General features: G+C 51.5%; 19 protein-coding genes, 1 tRNA gene and 1 pseudogene. 14 read left to right on the top strand and 7 right to left on the bottom strand.

Features of this window, described 5'->3' with window-relative positions; all coding sequences use genetic code 11:
- The first annotated feature begins 471 nt into the window (after nucleotides 1-471).
- The 10 genes from ACLHIL_RS05415 (at nucleotide 472) to ACLHIL_RS05370 (ending at nucleotide 10,363) form a co-directional block, all read left to right on the top strand.
- Nucleotides 472-1,203 (top strand): electron transfer flavoprotein subunit beta/FixA family protein, encoded by a 732-nt coding sequence (locus ACLHIL_RS05415; protein ID WP_411296934.1) that lies wholly within the window; start codon nucleotides 472-474, stop codon nucleotides 1,201-1,203.
- Nucleotides 1,204-1,220: 17 nt separating this feature from the next.
- Entirely contained in the window at nucleotides 1,221-2,138 is a 918-nt protein-coding gene (locus tag ACLHIL_RS05410; protein ID WP_411296933.1) for an electron transfer flavoprotein subunit alpha/FixB family protein, read from the top strand.
- A gap of 24 nt (nucleotides 2,139-2,162) precedes the next feature.
- Nucleotides 2,163-3,635, top strand: a complete 1,473-nt coding sequence (locus ACLHIL_RS05405) for an FAD-dependent oxidoreductase (protein WP_411296932.1) — start codon at nucleotides 2,163-2,165, stop codon at nucleotides 3,633-3,635.
- A 92-nt stretch (nucleotides 3,636-3,727) separates the two neighbouring features.
- The gene (locus tag ACLHIL_RS05400; protein ID WP_411296931.1) at nucleotides 3,728-5,026 is read left to right on the top strand and encodes an FAD-dependent oxidoreductase; all 1,299 of its coding nucleotides are present in this window, start codon (nucleotides 3,728-3,730) and stop codon (nucleotides 5,024-5,026) included.
- Between the two features lie 30 nt (nucleotides 5,027-5,056).
- Nucleotides 5,057-5,341: a ferredoxin family protein gene (locus ACLHIL_RS05395; RefSeq protein WP_411296930.1), complete on the top strand. Its 285-nt coding sequence runs from the start codon at nucleotides 5,057-5,059 to the stop codon at nucleotides 5,339-5,341.
- Nucleotides 5,342-5,364: 23 nt separating this feature from the next.
- On the top strand, nucleotides 5,365-6,528 hold the full coding sequence (locus ACLHIL_RS05390) for a sensor histidine kinase (protein WP_411296929.1): 1,164 nt from the start codon (nucleotides 5,365-5,367) through the stop codon (nucleotides 6,526-6,528).
- Nucleotides 6,525-7,184: a response regulator gene (locus tag ACLHIL_RS05385; protein ID WP_411296928.1), complete on the top strand. Its 660-nt coding sequence runs from the start codon at nucleotides 6,525-6,527 to the stop codon at nucleotides 7,182-7,184. The genes ACLHIL_RS05390 and ACLHIL_RS05385 overlap by 4 nt, the downstream gene beginning before the upstream one ends.
- Before the next feature lie 418 nt (nucleotides 7,185-7,602).
- Nucleotides 7,603-9,171, top strand: a complete 1,569-nt coding sequence (locus tag ACLHIL_RS05380) for a M81 family metallopeptidase (RefSeq protein ID WP_411296927.1) — start codon at nucleotides 7,603-7,605, stop codon at nucleotides 9,169-9,171.
- 707 nt (nucleotides 9,172-9,878) lie between these two features.
- The gene (locus ACLHIL_RS05375; protein WP_411296926.1) at nucleotides 9,879-10,109 is read left to right on the top strand and encodes a hypothetical protein; all 231 of its coding nucleotides are present in this window, start codon (nucleotides 9,879-9,881) and stop codon (nucleotides 10,107-10,109) included.
- Entirely contained in the window at nucleotides 10,106-10,363 is a 258-nt protein-coding gene (locus tag ACLHIL_RS05370) for a hypothetical protein (RefSeq protein WP_411296925.1), read from the top strand. Before ACLHIL_RS05375 ends, ACLHIL_RS05370 begins: the two co-directional genes overlap by 4 nt.
- Before the next feature lie 1,029 nt (nucleotides 10,364-11,392).
- Here the strand turns inward: ACLHIL_RS05370 and ACLHIL_RS05365 are convergent.
- Nucleotides 11,393-12,334, bottom strand: coding sequence for a restriction endonuclease (locus tag ACLHIL_RS05365; protein ID WP_411296924.1), 942 nt, complete (start codon nucleotides 12,332-12,334; stop codon nucleotides 11,393-11,395).
- A gap of 114 nt (nucleotides 12,335-12,448) precedes the next feature.
- On the opposite strand from ACLHIL_RS05365, the pseudogene ACLHIL_RS05360 reads away from it, so the two are divergent.
- Nucleotides 12,449-12,647, top strand: a pseudogene (locus tag ACLHIL_RS05360) (phage tail protein); the annotation flags it as partial.
- A gap of 207 nt (nucleotides 12,648-12,854) precedes the next feature.
- On the opposite strand, the gene ACLHIL_RS05355 reads toward ACLHIL_RS05360, so the two are convergent.
- Together ACLHIL_RS05355 and ACLHIL_RS05350 are read right to left on the bottom strand one after the other, a co-directional pair.
- Nucleotides 12,855-12,928: transfer RNA gene (locus ACLHIL_RS05355), tRNA-Gly, on the bottom strand.
- 485 nt (nucleotides 12,929-13,413) lie between these two features.
- Nucleotides 13,414-13,605 carry a hypothetical protein gene (locus ACLHIL_RS05350; RefSeq protein WP_411296923.1) on the bottom strand — a complete coding sequence of 64 codons (192 nt, stop codon included), beginning with the start codon at nucleotides 13,603-13,605 and terminating at the stop codon, nucleotides 13,414-13,416.
- Nucleotides 13,606-13,752: 147 nt separating this feature from the next.
- On the opposite strand from ACLHIL_RS05350, the gene dcd reads away from it, so the two are divergent.
- Nucleotides 13,753-14,355 carry a dCTP deaminase gene (dcd, locus tag ACLHIL_RS05345; RefSeq protein WP_411296922.1) on the top strand — a complete coding sequence of 201 codons (603 nt, stop codon included), beginning with the start codon at nucleotides 13,753-13,755 and terminating at the stop codon, nucleotides 14,353-14,355.
- A 409-nt stretch (nucleotides 14,356-14,764) separates the two neighbouring features.
- Here dcd and ACLHIL_RS05340 read toward each other — a convergent pair whose 3' ends face one another.
- Both ACLHIL_RS05340 and ACLHIL_RS05335 read right to left on the bottom strand, forming a co-directional pair.
- Nucleotides 14,765-15,721 carry a carbohydrate kinase family protein gene (locus ACLHIL_RS05340; protein ID WP_411296921.1) on the bottom strand — a complete coding sequence of 319 codons (957 nt, stop codon included), beginning with the start codon at nucleotides 15,719-15,721 and terminating at the stop codon, nucleotides 14,765-14,767.
- A 29-nt stretch (nucleotides 15,722-15,750) separates the two neighbouring features.
- Entirely contained in the window at nucleotides 15,751-17,139 is a 1,389-nt protein-coding gene (locus ACLHIL_RS05335) for a sugar porter family MFS transporter (RefSeq protein WP_411296920.1), read from the bottom strand.
- A gap of 177 nt (nucleotides 17,140-17,316) precedes the next feature.
- On the opposite strand from ACLHIL_RS05335, the gene ACLHIL_RS05330 reads away from it, so the two are divergent.
- A complete protein-coding gene (locus ACLHIL_RS05330; protein WP_411296919.1) occupies nucleotides 17,317-18,357 on the top strand; it encodes a LacI family DNA-binding transcriptional regulator in 1,041 nt (346 codons plus the stop codon).
- A 249-nt stretch (nucleotides 18,358-18,606) separates the two neighbouring features.
- Here ACLHIL_RS05330 and ACLHIL_RS05325 read toward each other — a convergent pair whose 3' ends face one another.
- The gene (locus ACLHIL_RS05325; RefSeq protein ID WP_411297004.1) at nucleotides 18,607-19,209 is read right to left on the bottom strand and encodes an OB-fold protein; all 603 of its coding nucleotides are present in this window, start codon (nucleotides 19,207-19,209) and stop codon (nucleotides 18,607-18,609) included.
- 750 nt (nucleotides 19,210-19,959) lie between these two features.
- Between ACLHIL_RS05325 and ACLHIL_RS05320 the strand changes: the two genes are divergently transcribed.
- On the top strand, nucleotides 19,960-21,186 hold the full coding sequence (locus tag ACLHIL_RS05320) for an Nramp family divalent metal transporter (RefSeq protein ID WP_411296918.1): 1,227 nt from the start codon (nucleotides 19,960-19,962) through the stop codon (nucleotides 21,184-21,186).
- A 157-nt stretch (nucleotides 21,187-21,343) separates the two neighbouring features.
- On the opposite strand, the gene ACLHIL_RS05315 is transcribed toward ACLHIL_RS05320, so the two are convergent.
- Nucleotides 21,344-22,597, bottom strand: a 1,254-nt coding sequence (locus ACLHIL_RS05315) for a hypothetical protein (protein ID WP_411296917.1), incomplete at its 5' end; no start/stop codon positions are given.

Genomic DNA, 22,597 nt, shown 5'->3' with positions numbered 1-22,597 from the left:
TGGCACATCAGGACCTGGCAGACCAGGTTAATCACGAAAACCCCTGAAATGCGAGGCACACGCTATTAAGTTTTGCTGAAACATTTACTAGGCGTTTTAGCAGATTAATTAGGCGCGCTCCCGCCCTCCAGCCTCGCCACTGCTCATAAAACGTCAGCAGGTATTCCGAGCGAAGCAGTGCAAGCAGTGCGCCCTCAACCAAGATCACCCGATCTGATCTGCCGCTCCAAGCACGAGAATACGCGGAACCTCCGACCTTCCCAGCACGCACCATTTAATATCCGCCCGCGCCAACGCTAAAAACCAACCCCACATCTATCGCCATTACCGCCAGTAGTCAGCCTATATTTTCCACGATAAAAGTAGCCAAGTGGCTACCTTATTTACCCATTTGAGGCTAGCCCGTCAGTTTTTAGCTCATAAGACTTGAAATATAGAACATTGTTTCAACGTTGAAATGAGGATGTCAGTATGAAAATAGTTGCCATCTATAAATGGGCGCTCAATCCCGACGACGCCCTTATTAAAAGTGACGCAAGTGTGGACTGGCGCAATGCCAAGATGGTAGCCAGTGACGACGATGCTGCAGCAATTGCGTGCGCTCGGGAGATCCTCAACCCGGGCGATACACTGAGCGGTCTTACGTTCGATAGCGGAGATGCATCCTGGGCTTTGGCACGCGGAGCTGAAGAAACCTACAGCATCACAGAACCCGAAATCACTGACGATCACGCATATCTCGCTCAGCTCTTAGCCGCCGCAATTACCCGAATGGGAGACGTCGATCTGGTACTTATCGGCGAAAACAATGACCAAGCGGCAGTTGCGGGAACCATCGCCGGATACCTCGGAATACGGGCAATACTTGGAGTCGAATCCTGTACCCGCAATGGCGAGAGCCTCACCGTAAAGCGTCGCAGTGGCAGCAATATCGAGGAGATCACCGTCGCCCTACCGGCGTTAATTGGAATTGCGGCTGCCTCGTCAGAAAAGAACCCACCGGGAATGAAAGAAATGTTAAAAGCCCGTAAACGGCCTATCACCAAAATAAACATCTCGGATCTCAATACCGACGGCACAAAACGTATCGAAGTTACCGGCACCCAGCTTCCGGAAAACGTCAGCACAACAATGTTTGATGGCGATCCTGCTGAAGCTGCTGAAAAACTAATCGCTCGGCTACGCAATGACGGATTGCTCTAGTCAACGAAGGAGAGAACGTGAATTCTGAAATTACCGCAATCATCTGTGACGACCAGCGCCAGTTTGGATCTCTTTTAGCTTTGACGGACACTCCTGCACATAACAGGGTTGCAATCGTGCTGGGTTCGCAAGAATTAGCTCAGTTTGCCTCTCACTACGTATCTCGCGTGCTGTGGCTTAACTCCGAAAACGCTCTCGAAGCATATACCGATTCAATCTGTAAGGCCCTCACCCCACTACAGCCACGTATCGTAGTGCTACCACAAACTCCCGCTGGGCGAGTTATCGGTGGCGCTATTTCCGCGCAGTTAAATGCTTGTATCGTTAGCGGAGCTCTTAACGTCAGTCATGATGGGGATTCATGGTGCGCACATTGCCTGACCATCCAATCCAAATTAATTCAGACGCTAGCCGGTAGTGGAACCCTCGTAGCGTTAACAACTCCCAGTGATATTGACGCCCCGCAGGAAAGCACCGAAGCTGGAGAAATTACCACAATTGACGCCGATGTAGATCCTGAGCTCAAACGTGAATCAACACAGAAATCCCAATTTGCCGCATCCGGTATCGCGAATGCGGAACGAATCGTCTCGGTAGGCCGAGGATTTAAGGCAAAGGATGACATCGCATTAGCTCAAGAATTTGCTTCAGCAATTGGCGCCGAGATCGGTTGCTCAATGCCGGTTGCTGACGATTTGGGATGGGTGGATAAGAGCCACTATGTGGGAAGGTCAGGCCAGCAAGTTTCTCCTCAACTCTACATAGCAGTAGGAATTTCTGGCGCACCTCAACACATGGAAGGTGTGCGTGGAGCTAAGACGATAGTGGCCATCAACGATGATCCAGCCGCCGCGATCTTCACCCACGCTCACTACGGAATCTGCGGAGATCTTTACGAAGTTCTACCCGCATTAACTGCAGCCGTATCGAAATAGAAACCGGGAAAGGACCCTAACATCATGTCAGATACTCAATATTCGTGGGATGCCGAGTATGACGTCGTTGTGCTTGGCTCTGGCGCCTCCGGGCAGTCATGTGCAGTGTACGCAGCCCGCCACGGTCTCAGCGTGGCTCTGTTAGAAAAGATGCCACAGTTAGGCGGATCCTCTGCTTTCGCTGAGGGGCATGCCGCCTTTGAATCCGATGAACAAGAAAAACGTGGAATTACCGTCACGAAAGACGAAGCATTCCGCACCTATCTCGATTACAGTCATTGGCGCGCAGAGCCCGCACTCGTCTCCCGATTCGTTGAAAATGCGGCTGAAACAATTCGCCGCATGCGTGAGGATATTGGCGCGGAATATGAGGAAGTGACGATTACCGCCCCAGAACAATCTGGCGAGCTGGTCACATGGCACTTGCCAAAAGGCGAGGTTGCACAGTTACTTCTTCTGCTGGAAGCCGATGCGCGACGCCACGGAGTCGATATTTTCACTGAAACTCCGGCCAAGGAGATTCTCACAGAGGACGGGAAAGTCATTGGCGTGCGAGCCTGCGACGCCGACGGTGAAGAAGTCATGTTGGGCGCAAAAGCTGTCGTCGTCGGTACTGGAGGGTACGCATCAAACCCCGAGATGTTCAATAAATTCTATAAGCATCCCATTGGCGAAAAGCTCATCGTTGTAGGAAGTCCAGGAAATACTGGCGATGGGATCACCATGGTTTTGCAGGCTGGAGGTAGCCTCAGCCCCTCCATTGGCACATCACTACTTTTCCCCTTTATGCGGAATAAGACGGTCACGTCACATACCAATAATGCCGGTATGCAGCCATATTTCTGGGTAAACTCCGAGGGCTATCGCTTCACTGACGAGACGGTCGGGCTGAATTTCGGTTTCGCAGGCGATGTTGTTGCCGCCCTTCCCGGATCCTTCTATTGGATGGTTCTCGATTCAGCAACGATCGATCATCTGGTCAACAACGGTAACGAAGTCGGATTGGGCATTTACGTGCGCAACTACGAAAAGCTCGTTAACCTTCCGACGGAAATAGCCGCAGACGCTGAAAATAGCGAAAATGTTGTATCCGCCGATACTATTGCCGAATTGGCACAGAAGATGGGCGTTGACCCGGATATTCTTGCCGGCGAAGTCAAAGATTATAACGAAGCCTGCCACAGTGGCGTAGATAGTAAGTTCCACAAGAATGCGAAGTATTTACACGCCGTAGAAACTGGTCCTTTCTACGCCATCAAGATGGAAACTGGCGCAATGATTACGATGGGCGCGCTACGTATTGACGATAAAATGCGGGCACTCAACGATAGTGGCGAACCAGTGCGTGGCCTATATGTAGTGGGCTGTGATGCGGGCGGCATGTATGGCGAAGCCTATGCTTTGACCGTTCCCGGCACAGCTAACGGTTTCGCGTTAACCTCGGGCTGGCTCAGCGCCGATGATATTAACGCGCGTATTCACGCCGGCGAACTGTAAATCATTCATTCTCCGGGCAAGGTCGGGGTACTTTTCCTGAATTACCAACAAGCACTCCATCTTGCCCGGGGTTACTCCTTGAAGGGAAAACGATGGCTGAAGAAGTAGATTTTGACGTAATCGTCATTGGAGCTGGTGTTGCCGGATCAGTATGCGCAAAGCTAATAGCCGATCAAGGGCACGAAGTTTTGCTCGTCGAACGCGGCAATGAACCAGGTTCAAAGAATCTTTCCGGCGGAATCTTTTATTCACGGGTGATAGAAGAGATTTTCCCCAACTTTGCCGACGTAGCGCCAGTAGAACGCCGTATCACTCGCAACTGCATACACTTTATTAACGAGACCTCCAGCGTCGGGGTTGACTACTATGATCAGCGTCTAGGCGAACCCGTCAATGCGGTGAGCGTACTGCGCGCCCGTTTAGATCCGTGGCTTGCCGAACAAGCCGAAAACTCTGGCGTCACGTTAATGCCAGGGTTCCTCATTGAAAAGCTCATTGTGGAAGACGGCGTTGTAAAAGGTATTGAGGTTGACGGTGACGAAATCCGTGCTCGTATGACGATTGCTGCCGATGGCGTGAACTCCTTTGTAGCGCGTTCGCTTGGGATGCGTCAGCAAGAAAAACTTTCCCATCTTGCAATCGGAGTTAAATCAGTTATTGGCCTACCCAAAGAGAAAATCGAAGAAAGATTCCACCTCAGTGAAAACGATGGCGTTGCCTACGCGATGGTGGGCGACTGTACACAAGGAATTGGCGGAGGAGCATTTTTATACACCAACACTGAGTCTATTTCTTTAGGCGTCGTATTGCGCTTAGACGATCTGGTTGCGTCCGGCAAATCAGCCTCAGATATCCACGATTATTTCCTCTCTCACCCCACGATAAAACCCTTAATCAAAGGAGGAGATCTCTTAGAATACGGTTCTCATTTAACCATCGAGAACGGCCCCGCAATGGTTAAACAAGCGATTGCACGTCCAGGTATTCTTTTAATCGGGGACGCGGCAGGGTTCACACTGAACACTGGCTTAACGATACGCGGCATGGATTTAGCAACCGAGAGTGCTCGATGCGCGGCAAAAATAGTTAATCAGGCATTAACAGATGAAAACTACACGGAAGATCTCACTACTGTTTACCGTCAAGCATTAGCAGATTCATTCTTAGGTCAAGATATGGCAACGTACCAGCGAACTCCCGCATTCCTCGAAAACGAACGAATGTATAAGAGCTATGGAAAACTTGCCGTTGATATTTTTAACGAGCTATTCACTTTGGATACCACCCCTCGTAAGCGCGCTGTCTCTATTGCACTGCGAGCGATCAAACGCTCAGGAATTGGCTTGCTGACGATTGCGAAAGACGCATGGCATGCTACACGAGCCCTATAACTTACCAACTTACCGCGAGGAGAAACCCTAATGTTTGGAAATGTTGAGGAACGTATCGGCTCAAACGTCTATCAGCTTGACGAAGAGGAATCACATATCGAAGTCAATCAAGAACTCGCCAAGCAAACAGGTAGCGACGAAACCCTCATTAACGTCTGCCCAGCCCACGTTTACTCTCGTAAAGCAGATGGCTCAATCGGAGTTGGGTATGCAGCATGTTTTGAATGTGGCACATGCCTGGCAGTCGTTCCCTCGGGTGTACTTAAGTGGCACTACCCTAGGGGTGGGTTTGGAATTGCCTTCCGCCAAGGCTAATCTCATTGAGTACATTGGCTACTATGAACACCATTAGGCACGGCACCATAACTGACCTTATCGAGATCAGCGATATGCTACATTGGTCAGAAAATCCGGTTACATCTTGGGATAATGCCATTTCCATTCTCAAATCTCTAACCGGCGCAAAGCTCGCTCCAACCTATCTTTTGGATCTATCAAAGACGAGATTGGTGCTACTACGCGATAAACAAGCACACCTTCTCCCAGCAGGTTTCGAGACGATGCCAGCATGGATGCATGTACGCCCGCCGTGGATTAATGAACGGGAATGGCCAGTATCGGCTCGCTCACTCATCGGATCTCAGGCCTGGGAGATTTTTCCGCAGCGTTTCCGTGATTGGTTCAGCGAATCCGGAATAGTGTTACCGCTGTGTGCCGATGGGCGCCACCTCGGGGCCGTCCTATTGACCTTTGACGATCAATACGACATGGACGAAGAACAGGCGCGCTTCTTTGCCACTACCGGAAGGATTCTTGGGCAATTTGTTTATGCCTGGCAGACACGTGAACGCAATCGCGAGATTGGCGCTCTCGTTGAACGCCGCCGAATGGGCGACGAGCTGCATGCTGATATTTCCCAAGATCTCGCCGCCCTAGGATTAGCGCTTGAGACGCTCGATATTGACGCGCAAGAATGTGACTGTTCTGGGCTAGATGAAGATATTATCCGGCTGAAAACAATGCTGCAGGAAGCTCAGCAAGGTTTGCGCAGTCTTATGCTCGGGCTACGTCGCGACGCGAACATGATTGATGGCAATTTTATTGATGTTGTCCGCGAGCGCCTGAATGCACTAGCACAACGCACCGACGTCCAAACTGCACTGAATGTGACGGGCAATCGACAAAACTCGATTCCTCTTGCTATTGCCTCGCCGCTAGCTCGTGTGCTGCGTGAATCACTGAATAACATTTTGCTTCACGCTAACGCGCATCGCGTCGATGTTACGTTAGATTGCTCTGCGACTCGGATAGTCATGCAGGTTATTGATGACGGAGTAGGTTTTGACGTCCAAGCTATCGAGGGGGCACGGCTCGGACTGCAAATCATGAAAGAACGAGTAGATCAAATACATGGCCAGTTCCGCGTCAGTTCCGCAGCAGGTCAAGGAACTACAGTATTTGTGAGTGTGCCACTGCTCTATGAGGAGGGGTTAACCAGGTGACATTGACTGAAAAACCATCTACACCATATCGTCTCCTCATTGTTGATGACCATGTGCTCTTTTGCCAAGGCATGGAAGTTTTGCTTTCGCGTTGGGACGATTTCGACGTTGTCGGTATCGCCAATTCTGGTGCTGACGGCATCCGTCAAGCAGCCATCCTACGACCAGACATCATATTGATGGATGTACGAATGGAAGGAGAGATTGACGGTATTGAAGCAACTAAACTCATTTCGAGCGATAATCCTGATGTTCGAGTAGTTATGCTGACGGTATCCGAACTCGGCGATAATCTCTTCGCAGCACTGAGAAACGGAGCGTGGGGATATTTAAATAAGAACGAACCCGCTGATCGGTTACATGAGAACCTGCGCAGCGTAATGCGTGGGGAGACAGTAGTATCCAGCCACGCAGCGAACATCATATTGAATGAACTTGGATGCTCTTCACCTAAGATTGCTTATCCTCAACTCACCCCTCGGGAAATTGATGTGCTACGCCTCGTTGTAGAGGGCTTATCCAATGAGGAAATTGCAGAGCGCATCCACATCTCAGAAGGAACCGTGAAAAAGCGGCTTGGATCAGTAATGACCAAATGGCACATGCGCAATAGAGTGCAAATTGCGGTACATGCAGTGCGCAAAGGCATCGTCTAGGCAGTCACATGGGGATTGCCTACGGGTTGTCCGTCAGTTAGTACCCCATCCCTTCAGGGCACGAAGGCCTGCAAAAACACCTATAAACTGCACCTAAACGGCAGATAAACAGGGATATACATGGAATCGGTAAGAGATCTGACCACAACTACCGACTTTGCCGCCGTCTCAAATTTATCGTCAGCCCATCTTTGCCGCTATCCCAAATGCGTCGCTATCCCAAATTTCCCGCCACACCTCCGCTCTGCAGTAAAAATCAGTCATACGCCTCGCGGTAATGCCCCGCATCTGCAAAGGATCGACTGCGATGAGTTCATTTGCTTTTTTAGGTTTCCCTGATGTGACCTGCATTTTTCCAGAATAACGACGAGCTCACGGCGTTGCTTCAGCCTTCCAGCAGGTAGAAGGACGGATAATATTGCATACATTTCGTAGTGGAATCAGCGAGGAAAAGATGCGTATCGCGGTCGGCGGTTTTCATATTGAGTCATCAGCTTTCACCCCTTATCGCTCCGGAAGCGCAGATTTTCACGTCCTTGAGGGAAAGGAACTCCTACACTCCTACCCGTTTATTGCCGGTGACGAATCCTCCGGTGAAACACGTAGAGAGCAAGAACGAGGAGCGATTGTCGAGCCAATACCTGGTGTGGAATGGATCCCTCTAGTTCACATGCGAGCTTTACCAGGTGGCCCTATAGCAGCCGATTTCTACCAGGATTTCTTCCATAAATTCACCTCGAAGCTATCAGAGGCCGCACAAGAAGGGTTGGATGGGGTTTTGCTGGACATCCACGGCGCCGCATTGGTTGAAGGTCTTGACGATGCCGAAGGTTCTCTCGCAGCAACCGTTAGAGAAATCGTCGGTCAAAAGGCGATGATTAGCGCCACTATGGATCTGCACGGCAATATTTCCGACGCCCTGTTCGAATCCTGCGATCTGCTCACTTGCTATCGCACAGCACCGCATATCGATGCACTCGAAACCCGCTATCGAGCAGCGCGTATCCTCACTGATTCACTGAAAACAAAGCGTCCAATTTACACCGCTAAAATTTCGGTACCCATTTTGTTACCTGGCGAAAAAACCTCAACGGTTGTTGAACCTGGCAAGAGTCTGTATCTGGAAATTGACCGCAGCGAAGCACATGCCTCAGTGCTGGATGCCGCAATCTGGATGGGATTTCCTTGGGGAGATGAGGATCGTTGCCGCGGAACTGTAGTTGTATCCGCAGACTCTCACGAGGTAGCACAAAGCGAGGCGATACGGCTAGCTAATGCGTTTTGGGATAGAAAAGACGCATTCGAGTTTGTTGGACCAGCCGTTGATTGCGAGACGGCAGTATCAACAGCGCTTCAAGCAGCGGAAAAACCGTTCTTCATCTCCGATACTGGCGATAACACCGGCGCTGGAGGTATTGGCGATCTCGTTGTTGTGCTCAATGAATTATTTAAGCAGCACCAAAACAAAGGATCGGAAAAACGAATTCTCGTTGCAGCAATCTATGACCCAGAGGTAGCGCAGTCAGCGTTCTGCCAAGAAGGGAAAACAATTAGCTTTTCTCTCGGCGGCAAGCTCGCACCCCAGTATGGATCGCCGTTTGCCGGCACTGCAAGAGTGCGGAAGGTCTTTCACTGCCCTCAGGGTAAACGCTCGGCACTGCTTGACGTAGACGTACAAACAGGAGGCGTATCCATAATCGTAACTGAAGGTCGAACTCAATATGGACGGCTTGAAATGTTTAACAACGCTGGAATCCGTACTTTTGACGAGTATGACGTCATTGTGGTGAAAATGGGTTATCTTGAACCGGATCTGGCCGAGGCCGCCGGATCATGGGCGATGGCGATTACGCCTGGCGCTGTGGATCAAGACCTTTCTCGACTCCGATACACCAGCTCGAAATGCCAGGAGGTTTACCCGTTAGCTCAATCCACTATCAATTTTGAGGCATCTAATGAGCTGAAGATTCATAGTCGCAACAGCTAAGCCTTAGAACGGCTTACGGATTGGACACCTTTAACAACAAGAAGTATCACTGTTTTTAACAAGGAGTAGCTCCGTTTTAACGAAAAGAGGCTCTATTTTAACGAAAAGGCCCTGCCCCCCCCACTCATCTACAATTCCGGGGAGATAGCGGGTCATCCTCCTAATGAGTAGCGGTCATCCTCCTACTGAATAGTGACATCATCTCACTTAAATAACAGCTCAGCCTCCCACATAAATAACGCTTCATTGTCACGCTTAAATAGCGGTTTATCACAACTACTAAGCCGGTCCCCCTACTAAATACTGGGTCACCCCTGCCAAATAGCAAACCTTTTCCTACCGAATAGCGGCCTCTTCCTATCGAATAACAGCCTTCCCTTACCGAATAGCACATCTCCGCCATTAACCGAACGATTGCATTCTTCCTCGTCAAATGGCACCTTTCTAAGCCTAATCACACTTGACCACGACCTGAACAGCGTCACATTCGCCCGGTGCGGCTGATGGCTTTTGCAGCCGATTCGCTCAATTAGTTTGCGTATGGAGCCACAGCCTAGTGGCGCGATTTTGAGGATACGAAAGATTTTCTTTTCTTCTACAAAGTAGTTTCGTCTTGCTCTCGCCCGCCAAAACGTTAGTAACCGAGACCTTAACATTTCTGCACGAACCAGTTATTCTTTCACCAAGAGAATCCTAGATTGCACAAAGTGACGAAAAATAAATCTGGAAAAGGCATAAAAATGGAAAATTTAAAAAATCATATTCCAGATATTGTGACTGGATTACTTGGCATGTTTATTGCTTTTCTCGTCAAACCAGCAGGATGGAGTGTAACTAATGCGCTCATCTGGTTTGCAGTATTTGCTGTGGCATATCTTGTTATTCATCTTTTGTTTATGCTTCCAGCGGTTCTGCGGAAACAAGGAGAAAACAGATGAAGCCTATTTTTCGATATTGCTGGCTCAGCGTAATAGCTATCGCACTGGTGGTTGCAGGTCGGCTAGCCTTTGAAGGAGTATCACAGGAAAAAGACGCTATTTATCTCATTCCTCTTATTATTTTTAGCGCAATTACGACTACTGCGTATATAAGCAAGATGGAACTGAAATACAAATGGCCAGCCTTTTTATTCCCCCTAGTAGCCACGGCAATTATCATGCGTTTTACCGTAGGGGTTCCGGCAATTTTCTGACCTAAGCAAAGTATTCATAAGTAATCTCTGGATGTTTGGTGATCCGTGGCTACAAGGGGTTGGGTGGGTGCAGAACCGACTAAACCTAGTAGCTAGAGAGAAGCCAGATTTTGTGATAGCTGTGTTTAGCTCTGGCTCAAGAGCACACAAAGCCATGCCAAAATCGCGCTAGGCAGAGCTGCAGGACGTATTTTCTTAAACGCAATGACCTTTCGTCTTTGATCTTTAATTCGATGATTCTGGCAGGTTGTTTTCTAAGGTTGCGGAGGGTGGCAGACCAACCACCAGTGAGCATCAGAAGAAGATAACAACGCATGTTGATCAGGCATCGGCGAACCTTTTCGCCTGCTCCGGCAACCGCCCTTACTTGTCTGATTCGACCTCGGAAAGTTTCTCAGCGCCAGCCTGAATGTGGCGATCGGACACGGCATGAAACTGCCGTCTCGTTCCACAGGTCACCTCCTGGGCGGCTTGGCACGACCGCCGTGCGAGTGAACTCCCAGGATGTTTATAACGTGAAGGTCAGGTTTACTTAAATCGGGACCATGCCCGTTCCAATGCATTGATCAACATTCTCGAACACGAACGTAGTAATCAGCCAACCAGACTGTTTTCTCTCACACCACCGCTCCCAACCCGCGACCGAGGCGATGAAACAGGCTCTCACGTCAACGATTGATCGGGTGAAAGCATAAACGATCACTTTCGATTCGAAACGCTGCGTGCGGTCACTGACGGGCTAAGTGTCCCGTTTGAGGTTGGTTTGTTCACCCAGCACCTGCCATATATCTGATCGCCACACCGCTGACTGACTCATTTGAGCTGTTCCCAGACAACACTCCGAGATCAAGGTCAAGTCGAGGAAGTCCACCTCGCTTTGTTCACCACAGGCAACTTGCCCCTACGTAAACGAATCATCAAGGCGCTTATCAACGCCGTTGTGACGATCACTTGCCGACGGTATGTGCTTTTTGAACCGGATACAGGATTCAGCACTACGCCATCGAAATAACGGCGACCTGCAGATGGTTAGGTGAGCTCTTCGTCGAAGAAGTCGTCATCGATTTCGTAGAGCGTGAACTCGTGGGCTTTATGAACAGCCACACCGTAGGCAAGCATCAAAGAGGTCAGCTTAATGCCATCGATGAGGACAATCTTGCCGGGCTGGTAACGCTCAGCAGTCTTTTGCGCGGCAGGCTGGAATGTAGAGGTTGTAATAAAAACACCAAGGCTTGCACCCTTGGCAACAAGGGAACCAATAAAGTTGCGGATTTCAGGTTCGCCGACCTTGTTGGAGTCTGAATAGCGTTTGGCTTGGATGTAGATGTTGGACAATCCCAGAGCATCTTGACGAATGATTCCGTCAATGCCGCCATCCCCGGAACGTCCAACGTGCTGTTTCTCTCCGTGGCTACCGCCATAGCCCATCGCCCATAAGACATCTATAACAGCGCGCTCGAAGAACTCTGGTGAGGCCTCTTGTAGGCGTTTACGCAGTTTTGTCTCGGTTTGAGTGTTGAAGTCACGCTCACCTGCAGTTAATGCCTCAAGCGGGTCACTCATATCCTCCCCAGTGGGAATAGGCTCTAGGGCGTCACCTCGTGCGTGACGCCGCTCAATGATCTCTTCTTGATATGACTGCCACGCCGGCCATTCAAGCATATCTTTCTCGGAATACTCACCCAGTGACCGTTGATCAACAATACGTCCATTGCCTGTAATACGGTAATGGCCACGACGTGGCCTATCCACTAAACCTGCCTGAGTCAGGGCAGAACATGCCCAGTTAATTCGATTGACGTATCGCTGTTGACCCGAAGCAATCCGTTCAGCTCGAACATCTGCAGGAAGCTGCATGTGCATGGCAACAAGCTCGCACACCTCTTTGAAGGACCGCTCCTGCCCGTCAGCAAGAACCCGCAAAACGATAGGACGGAACTGGTCAATCGTTGGAGTGTTGTCCACTGTCATTATCCACGTCACCTTTAACTCGACACTGACTATGTTCTTCCTCAATTCTACCAAGCCTCTGCCTATCCGCCCGGGCCATCACCAACGCCAAACACTTAAGAAAGGATCCACACCATAGCCGCTATTGATTTAGATGAGCTCTACTACGCCACCATCACCGAAACGATTCCGGTAAGGAAACCTACGCCACTCCAAAAAACAACTCGCCAAATCCATCAGCGCCGAACTCTCCATCGAAATCGCAGAAGCCATCCTCTATGCAAACGACGGCGCGAGTGAGATTATTAAAGACTTCAAATCCGGCATATACACCTAGCTTCACCACGCTGCCTGGCGATCAGGCTACGGCCCAGGCGTTGGTGATGATCTAAAGTAGGAGACGGCAGGCACTCCGTTTGGGATGGAGGATCTGGTGAAAACACTCTCTAAAAGACGAGTGATGATATTTGGAATGAGCGCGGATGAGGCGAAGTGCCAACACTCCAACGCAACCAGGGGCTTATCAAATACGACGTGAAAGTGGAGCGGGTGACGGGAGTCGAACCCGCCTCTGCAGCTTGGGAAGCTGCCGTTCTACCGATGAACTACACCCGCAGATCAGCTCATAAGCACTTGCACCGCGCCAGCACACCCACCGGGGAGATCCGCCGAACAAGAACCTGACCTGCACAGCGCCTTCACGCCACACAATCACGCCCGCGTATTCGCGCAAGCACTCTTATGAGTACCCTCCGATCATATGTAATTACACTCCCAGTTGCCAAATGCTATCCGCATCCAACTGCCTAACCACAGCGCGAGAGCACATACCTTACCCAAATTACCTGCACCCTTCACCCCCCCCCCAAAAAAAACATATTCACAATCGAGCCCACCCCAAAACCGCATAAAATGCCGCAAGGCGTTCCCTATGCCCACTTCAGGCTCGAAACATATATTCCATTCATGCGGTCTTTCACTACTCCTTATCGCCCTATTCCTTACCGCACCACCAGCTCGCCGCTGACTTCAGGCCTTTCACTTGCCACCACCAACTCTCGCGCAGCCAGTCCACTACCAGCCCATTTACCCCAGCCCATTCACACCAACACTTCCCCGCCACGAGCTGCCCCTACCATTCGCCAGCCAAACCCCTCCGAAATCTCCCTGCCTTTACCCCACCACGAAACCTCCCCGTCTTTTACTTCCAATACCCCAAGAAAGCTACCCGCACACGTATTCACGACGAGGCATGACCATTTTTCATAATTGACCTTACTTTCTCCGCTCATTACCCCCTCCTAACCCGCCTCCCACTACCAACTCTTTAGCAAACAGCACCCAGCGCTATCACTCAAATAACCAGCACCGTCAGTTCGCCTATTCCAAATACCTCAATACGAGATGCACCTAGCTCTCAGCCGTGACACAATAACCACGTGCTGCTTTCAGATCGTGACATCACCGCCGCCGTGGTGGACGGGCGCATTGTGCTCGAACCGTGGGACCCGCAAATGGTCCAGCCCTCGTCAGTGGATATTCATTTAGACCGTTTCTTTCGGCTATTCGATAATCACAAGTATCCCGTTATCGACCCCGCTGAGCCTCAACCAGAACTTACCCGCCTAGTTGAGGTACCGGCCGACGGGCATTTCATTTTGCATCCTGGCGAGTTCGTACTCGGCTCCACCTATGAGCACATCACATTATCCGACGATATTGCTGCCCGACTAGAAGGTAAGTCCTCGCTCGGTCGGCTCGGTCTGCTCACACACTCGACCGCCGGTTTTATTGATCCTGGATTCTCCGGTCACGTCACCCTTGAACTGTCCAATACTGCTACCATGCCGATCAAACTGCTTCCAGGCATGAAGGTTGGCCAGTTCTGCTTCTTCCAACTTTCCAGCGCCGCCAAACAGCCCTATGGGCAAGGTTCACTTGGCTCGCATTATCACGGTCAACGGGGTCCGACGGCGTCGCGTTCGCATCAGAACTTCCACCGCATTGACGTCTCCGATCACGTATTTACCGACGGCGAGTAGCTAAACCACATCTCGATTCAATGCGTTGCCCTACTATCTAGTTGCAGATAATCAGGGCACGCGGCGCACATAAATCACACTCGCGCATCTCAGAGCGCTAAAACCGACTGCTATAACCAATAACTCCAGGGCGAAACCTCTGACAGCGTTATTGATCCTATAGCTCCAATTTATCTTTTTGGGCGCGCTTCTCTCTTAGTAGTTTTTGTATCCGTTAACACCCAGTTAAGCACGCCCGCATTTGTCCCCTTACCACACTGCCCTCTATGCAGCACCGACGAACTGCTTAGCAGTACCCCAACACCAACCGACTTTCCACACAAAATGATGTTGGGAGACTCGCAGCCATGCCGCCAAGTCTCCCAACACCCGTAGACCGATGCGTTTACTAGAGCTTCACCCCACAGCTTTAATGCAGCTTAGGATTCGCCGCCAGCACTTGTGCCACGTCGTCATACGTCGGAGCATAAGCACCGGAGTGGCTAACCGTCAGGCCAGATGTAATCGTGGCTCGGTGTAACGCAGTTTGCACATCAGCCCAACGCGCCTGCCGCAGAGCATTCTTTGCTTCTGCACCTCCCAGCAGGCGAGCATCCAACAAACCAGAGATCAGGCCTCCCATAAAGGAATCTCCAGCACCCACCGTATCGACCATCTCAATATTGAGCGGGTCAATGACGAGCATGTCTCGTTCGCTACTCAACATGGCATAGGCACCCCACGGCCCCCGAGTTGCCACCACCATGCCGGCACCAAGGCTCAGCCAATGACGCATAACATCTTCAACCGGGCGCTCCGGGTAGAGCCACTGGATATCCTCATCTGAGGCCTTAACGAGATCTGATAACGCGATGATGGACTCTATCCGATCACGAACCAGCTCGGGAGATTCCATGATGGCCGGACGAGCATTCGGATCATAGGAGACCGTTCCCCGAATGGCCATCTGTTTGACCGCTTGCAGGACTTTCTGCGCTCCTGGTTCCAACGTCGCCCCAATACTTCCGACGTGCAGATGACGAAGTTCGTCAGCCGGTGGAAGCTGGGGAACATCCCACAACAGGTCAAATTCGTAACTGGCCCGCCCGTTCTCATCAAGGGTGGCATACGCAACGGTGGTGCGCTCAGCATGGTCGCTCCCCGGAACAATCTCAACATTATGCTCCTCCGCATACGCAGAGATCATTTTGCCGAACTTATCGTCACCCCACCAGGCACCGATTGCACAGCGGTAGCCCAACCGAGCGATAACACAAGCCACATTGAGCAGGCTGCCTCCGACGTGTTCGGTGACTTCTCCGTCGCGGTTAACAACATCTACCAGGGCTTCACCGAGGCACAACACAGGTCGATTTGCGCCGTTCATCTCTTCTCTCCCCTCTGCCGTGACCTATCTTACTGGGATAGGCCAAGTCGGGATTCCATTTCTTCGAGCGGAATTCCCTTTGTTTCCGGCATCACCTTGAGCACCCAGAACAACTGACCGCCCATGAACAGGAAGAAGAACAAGAACGCTGTTCCACCACCTAAACCGTCGATCATCGGCGGGAATGCGTAAGTGGTCAGCGCCGCGAACACCCAGTGAGTCATCGACCCAAGGGATTGACCGCGACCGCGCACTCGGTTCGGGAAAATCTCCGAGATAAACACCCAGATAACCGAGCCTTGCCCGAAAGCGTGCGCAGCGATGAACACTAGCAAACCAATGAGCACGAGAACCGACGAGGTGCTGTTGAAATGACCTTCGTACTTGAACATAACAACTGCCAGGAAGCCCAAGCTGATGAGGTAGCCCAACGAGCCGACGATCATCAGTTGACGACGACCCAGGCGGTCAATAACCGTCAATGCGATCATAGTTGCCACCAGGTTCATCAAACCGACAGCAATCGACATCAGATACGAGCTATCTTCCGAAGCACCCGCCTGCTGCATAACAACTGGGGCGTAGTACAAGATGGCGTTAATACCGGAGAGCTGGTTAAACATAGCAATCAGGAAAGCCATAAGGATTGGCTTACGGTAACGCTTGGTGAAGAACGGGATATGCGCACCCGCAACGGCAGCGTCCTCTGCCATTTGCTTGCGAATTTCCGCGATCTGCATATCGGATTCTTCCTGGGAATTGCACAATGCCCGGCTGACGCGCGTCGCCTCTGCGTCTTTACCGTTATCAAACAACCAGCGCGGAGTTTCCGGCACGAAAGCCAACAGGAGGAGGAAGATCACAGCCGGAATCGCCATCACACCGAGCATCCAGCGCCAGGCAACGTCATCGTCAAAGATCTTACGGATACCAGCATTGGAAGCATAGGCAACCAGAATACCGAGCACAATATTGAACTGAACCAGCCCAACGAGGCGACCGCGAACTGCGGCAGGAGAAATCTCTGCCGTGTAGATCGGGGCAACCACACTGGACATACCCACGCCAATACCACCAATAAAACGGAAGATCAGCAGTACGACATGCGTAGGAGCTAAACCAGTTCCCAACGCGCCAAGAAGATATAGACATCCGATAATGAATAGGACCTTGCGCCGACCGAGACGATCTGCGAGATTGCCAGCAACTAAAGCACCGAGAATGGTACCGATCGTTGCAATGGCGACAGTAAAGCCAAGGCCCGACGAGCTTAAGTCAAACTTGGCTTCAAGTGCGGTGGTTGTTCCGGAGATGACTGCCGTGTCAAAACCGAAGATGAGGCCACCGATAGCGGCAACAATGGCGCTACGTTTTACTAGCGAACTCGCCTTTGCCGGAGCGGCTTTGGTTTCGCTCATTTTATTTCCTCTCGCGAGTGCGATTGTTTATGGATTATGTGGCACATACGAGGCTGTGCGACGGAGTTAACGGATCAGACAACGTTATCTGACAACGTTGTCTTAACAATACTGACGATGGTAAACGTTGTCAATAGCAAAGTTTCATTAAAATCTTTTTCACGGCATACTTGAGATATGAATCGTCAACAGCGCGTTACCATCAAAGAGGTAGCCGCCCTAGCCGGAGTGAGCGTCAAAACCGTCTCTCGGGCAATTAACAAGGAATACGGCGTCGGCAAGGATACCGCAGAAAAAGTAAAACAAGCCTGCCTAAAACTCGGCTACCAAGCCGATCTTTCCGCACGATCCCTGCGCAGAGCCGACCGGCGAACCCAATCCATCGGCCTGGTCATCTCCTCCGTCGCCAACGAATTCGATTCAGTTATTCACGCCGCCATCGAACAGGTTGCCCATGAACGCAACGTCATGGTTCTGGCAGTGAGCACCGAAGATGACATCGAACGCGAACAAGACTATGTTCAACGTCTCATGCAACGCCAAATTGACGGACTCATCATCGCCTCCGTCGGGGCAAATCAAGAGTGGCTCACCGGCGTTGCCAATACAATCCCCGTCGTATTTATTGATCGTCAGCCCACCCCTCTCATCGCAGACGCCGTCGTTAGCCAAAACTATGCCGGAGCAAAACTCGCCATCAAACATTTACTTGCACACGGCCACCGCCGAATCGGATTCATCGGCGATTTATCAACCATCCAAACCGCACAAGAGCGCCAGAAAGGCTACCTTGACGCCCTGACGGAAGCCGGTATCACGCCAAATCCCAGCTATCACCTGACCAATATTCGCAACCTGTCTGGGCTGGGCAAACAAATCACCGCCCTGGTTCACGCCCCAGAACCTGTTACCGCATTCCTCGCAGCCCGAAACAACCTGGCCGCAGAAGCAATGCGCTTCGTTACCAGCTTGGGATTAAATGACCAAGTAGCAATCGTTAGCTTCGACGATATTGAATACGCCGACCTATTCCCCACCCCGCTAACCGCCGTCGCTCAAGACGTATCCAAAATTGGCACTCTGGCAGCACAGCGAATCTTCGACCGCCTTGACGGCACAGTAACCGGCAAGCCAGAGCTTATTGAACTACCAGTACATCTCATCCCGCGCGGATCTGGCGAAGTTCGTGCCCAGCCAACCTCGCCTTTGGCGGGATAAAAAATAAATGTGAGGAACACATGTGGGGGCGCAACGTTTTGCACCCCCACATCGACGATATTTGCCCCAACACGGCTATCTATACGCGCAATGCCCGAAGAAGCAGCCAATCAGCAGACCTCTTCCGTCATTACCGCAATATCTGCGCTACCTATCTGCCGCCTGCGCTAACTATTCCTCGCGCGCACACGATTTCAGCAGTACCCATACATCGCACAGATAACCGCACCGAGGTGTATTTTTTAGCCGTTACTGAATAACGCAGTCCGACAACTCGACATTGAGCTGATCAAATCCATCTACTGTGCCGATAACAGTTACATCTGCACCTTTGCTCAATCCTGCCGCTTTATCAATCTGCTCATCGGAAATTGGGCACGAGACGCCATGAATTGCAAACTGCTCGCCGCTACCTAAAAACAGAGTCTTGTGGTTGAGAATATCCGTCACCTGGTCCATCTTTCCGGTGACTTGGATAACTTTATCCTTGTACTGTTTATCGGCAGCCAATTCGTTTTCTTGATAGGCCTTCGTCAGATCAGTCACCGTGACGGTTAACTCAGGCGCGGCTGCTTTCTGCTCACTTTCCGTTTCGCTTTCCGTTGACGCACCCTGATCTTCTGACGTTGCCGATCCACTATCTTGGCTTGTCTGGCTCGTCGATGAGCTACTTGCGCCGGATTGATCCTCGGACTTCGATCCGCCGCTCATTTGCGTGGCAATCACCGCTACCGCAATGACCACGATCAGCCAAAACCACCATTTCTTATAAAACGGCTTCTTGGCCTCCGTATTCGATGCCGTAACTTCAGGCGCTACCTGCTGACCTGCGAGGGGGGGGTAGCCATATATGACACTCTCCTTAACAGTGCGAACATTTCCCCATCACTATAACCGATCTAAGAGATATGAGCATAGGAAGTTCGTGCCATCTCCTCCCATCTCATCTTCTCCTAGTCCGTATTATGCGCTCGCGGATTCTTAGCTTTCCTGCTTTCCGTTACTCTTTGTTCCTCTCTTTTCCCACCTGAGTTTCTCGCTCCCCCCGTCTTTCTTATTTCCTTGATTTCATGGCTTTCCCTGGGCTTTCCTAGGATTTTGCCTTCTTTGTGCTACCCACAGCAGGCTATGTGCTTTCATCCCGCAGCAATAATCGTCAGGCGATAGAAGGGCAGGCCTCTCGCGTACCGGCACAACTTCGGGGAACAGAAAAGAGGCACAGAGCACACGGACTAACCATTTCGCTCTACGTCCTCGCACGGAAGCTACGTTCAGATTCTGCTTTCAGATTCTGCTTTCCGGCTTCTTTTTCTGTGCCCTCTTTAGTTTCCGCACGTTTGCCGTCCACACACCTAAACGCAATAATTCACAGAGCACAGAGCACAGAGCACAGAGCACACTACACCATTCCTGCTCCTGCCACGATGCACCCCGCCCGCGTGCAGATATCCCCTCATCTCCATAGTCTGGCGTGAAATCCCGCCATCAATTCAAATCCATACATCCGGGCCCTGAGGAATTTATTCTATGCAGGAGCGCGGCTACAATGAGGGAATCGGAGTACCGCCCCTCCGGTCGTTGTTTACTTAGAAAGTCAGCACCGTGTCTCGCCCAGCTCAGCATGGAAAATTGTGGACTCTGCTCGGACCAGCATTCGTGGCAGCAGTGGCATACGTCGATCCTGGCAATGTCGCAGCCAATATCACCGCCGGCGCACGCTACGGCTACCTGCTCGTATGGGTGCTCGTCCTCGCTAACGCAATGGCCGTCATCGTGCAATACCAAAGCGCCAAACTCGGCATCGTCACAGGATCTTCCCTGCCAGAGCTCTTAGGTGCTCGACTCAGCAAACCGGCTCGACTAGCTATGTGGGCACAAGCCGAACTCGTCGCTGCGGCAACTGATTTGGCAGAAGTCATTGGCGGAGCTATTGCCCTACACCTGTTATTCAATCTGCCACTTTTATGGGGTGGCGTGATAGTAGCCGCTGTTTCTATCGCCTTGCTCATTGTTCAGGACCGACGGCGGCAACGGCTTTTTGAGGGCATCATCATCGCTCTCCTGGTGATTATTACCTTAGGGTTCGTCTCTGCACTCTTTGTCGCGCCCCCTTCGCCGAATGGGGTAATCCACGGGCTTATTCCGCGTTTTGCTGGGACTGACACCGTTTTAGTGGCTGCCTCTATGCTGGGCGCAACCGTCATGCCGCACGCCATCTATCTACATTCCTCACTCGTCAACGATCGCCACGGGCAAGTTCGAACAGACCGAGAAAAACGTCGGCTATTATCCGCATCCCGCTGGGACGTATTGTGGGCACTTTTACTTGCCGGCGCTGTGAATATCGCGTTGTTGCTCTTAGCTGCGAGTGCCTTAGCAGGTCGTTCTGATACCGATACGATTGACGGGGCGCATGCTGCCATTACTGCCGCCCTTGGGCCAGGGATCGGCGTTATTTTCGCTATCGGGTTGCTCGCCTCCGGATTAGCGTCCACCTCCGTCGGTGCATACGCCGGATCGGAGATTATGAAAGGGTTGCTACATATCCGAGTTCCTGTTGTGGCACGACGAGCCATCACGATTATCCCCGCGCTTGCCATTTTGTGGTGGGGCGCAGAACCAACCTGGGCTCTCGTAGTCTCCCAAGTAGTGCTCTCCTTTGGAATACCACTCGCTATTGTTCCCTTGGCATACTACACGCGGCAACGAGATGTGATGGGCGGATATGCTGACGGGCGGGTCCTACGCATAGTGTCCAGTCTTATTGCGGCGTTAATTGTGAGCTTAAATCTCGCTCTTGTGGTACTGACGTTAACCGGGCAGGCCTGATCATTATTAGATACAGATGTGGGGTTCGCAGTTATATGCGAACCCCACAATCATTCTTTAATGAATGGATCCCTGGGATGAGCTCGTGACGGAATGGCTCTGCATCAGCTCTTAATTCTTGAGCGAGCAGATATTCCTCGCGAGCGCATTGCCCAAGCTATACCTCCGTATCCTTCCGACGTCGTTTACCAGCAAACAACATTGCAATACCGCTAAACAATAGCAGCAAGGCATTGCGCAACTGGTTGCCCAGATGCATACCGGTATCCGGCAGGCTGCCACCAGAGCCACCAGGTGCGGGAACTGGCTTAGCCGGAGGATTAATTGGCACAGCCGGCTGATCTGGCTTACCTGGGGTTGGTGCCGGTGGCGGAACAACGATCTTGACAGTTGCTTTAGCCACTTCAGAAGTAACCGTCAACGTAGAACTATCCGGAAGTGAACCGACGGCTGTTGCTTCATTAACTAGAGAGGCTTTGGAGGCATCGTCTGCAGTGACCACGTATGTTCCCGTAGTCTCTACGCTTTCTCCTGGTGCCAACGTCGTCTTAGGCAGCTCAGCTAACTTCACTCCTGGCATTGCGTCCTTGATGGCAATGTCATGGACCGTCACGTTACCTTCATTCTTCACAGTAAAGGTGTAGGTAATAGTATCTCCGATTCCAGCGGATTCTTTATCCGCCGACTTCACCAACGACAACCCCGGCTTATGCTCCGACGGCACCGACACCGACCCCGAAGCCTCAACCCGAGCAGGAGAATTCTCCCCCACCTTCGGCGGCAAACCAGACACCGACGCCGTATTCGTCACAACACCACGATCCACATCAGCCTGCGACACCACATACGTCGCCGTCGCCAACGCCTTACCACCAGGAGCCAACACCGTCGGATCCAACGCCTTCGTAAACGTCAACCCCACCATCGGATCAGACAACACCACATCAGAAACCGTGACATTACCCGTATTCGTCACCTCAAACGAATACGTAATCGTCTCCCCAGCAACCAACACCGACTTATCCGCCGACTTCACCAACGACAACCCCGGCTTATGCTCCGACGGCACCGACACCGACCCCGAAGCCTCAACCCGAGCAGGAGAATTCTCCCCCACCTTCGGCGGCAAACCAGACACCGACGCCGTATTCGTCACAACACCACGATCCACATCAGCCTGCGACACCACATACGTCGCCGTCGCCAACGCCTTACCACCAGGAGCCAACACCGTCGGATCCAACGCCTTCGTAAACGTCAACCCCACCATCGGATCAGACAACACCACATCAGAAACCGTGACATTACCCGTATTCGTCACCTCAAACGAATACGTAATCGTCTCCCCAGCAACCAACACCGACTTATCCGCCGACTTCACCAACGACAACCCCGGCTTATGCTCCGACGG

The sequence above is a fragment of the Trueperella sp. LYQ143 genome (assembly GCF_046599595.1).
In the GTDB taxonomy this organism is placed as follows: Bacteria; Actinomycetota; Actinomycetes; order Actinomycetales; family Actinomycetaceae; genus Trueperella.
Note: the sequence above shows the minus strand (reverse complement) of the source record. Positions and strands in the feature narration are given on the sequence as shown.

Bases quoted from the DNA above. Each gene is read 5' to 3' on its own strand.
- ACLHIL_RS05335 (WP_411296920.1), bottom strand. From the start codon at position 17,139: ATGAGCGAAACCAAAGCCGCTCCGGCAAAGGCGAGTTCGCTAGTAAAA.
- ACLHIL_RS05365 (WP_411296924.1), bottom strand. From the start codon at position 12,334: ATGACAGTGGACAACACTCCAACGATTGACCAGTTCCGTCCTATCGTT.
- ACLHIL_RS05415 (WP_411296934.1), top strand. From the start codon at position 472: ATGAAAATAGTTGCCATCTATAAATGGGCGCTCAATCCCGACGACGCC.
- ACLHIL_RS05395 (WP_411296930.1), top strand. From the start codon at position 5,057: ATGTTTGGAAATGTTGAGGAACGTATCGGCTCAAACGTCTATCAGCTT.
- ACLHIL_RS05405 (WP_411296932.1), top strand. From the start codon at position 2,163: ATGTCAGATACTCAATATTCGTGGGATGCCGAGTATGACGTCGTTGTG.
- ACLHIL_RS05390 (WP_411296929.1), top strand. From the start codon at position 5,365: ATGAACACCATTAGGCACGGCACCATAACTGACCTTATCGAGATCAGC.
- ACLHIL_RS05350 (WP_411296923.1), bottom strand. From the start codon at position 13,605: ATGAGCGGAGAAAGTAAGGTCAATTATGAAAAATGGTCATGCCTCGTC.
- ACLHIL_RS05340 (WP_411296921.1), bottom strand. From the start codon at position 15,721: ATGAACGGCGCAAATCGACCTGTGTTGTGCCTCGGTGAAGCCCTGGTA.
- ACLHIL_RS05330 (WP_411296919.1), top strand. From the start codon at position 17,317: ATGAATCGTCAACAGCGCGTTACCATCAAAGAGGTAGCCGCCCTAGCC.
- ACLHIL_RS05400 (WP_411296931.1), top strand. From the start codon at position 3,728: ATGGCTGAAGAAGTAGATTTTGACGTAATCGTCATTGGAGCTGGTGTT.
- ACLHIL_RS05370 (WP_411296925.1), top strand. From the start codon at position 10,106: ATGAAGCCTATTTTTCGATATTGCTGGCTCAGCGTAATAGCTATCGCA.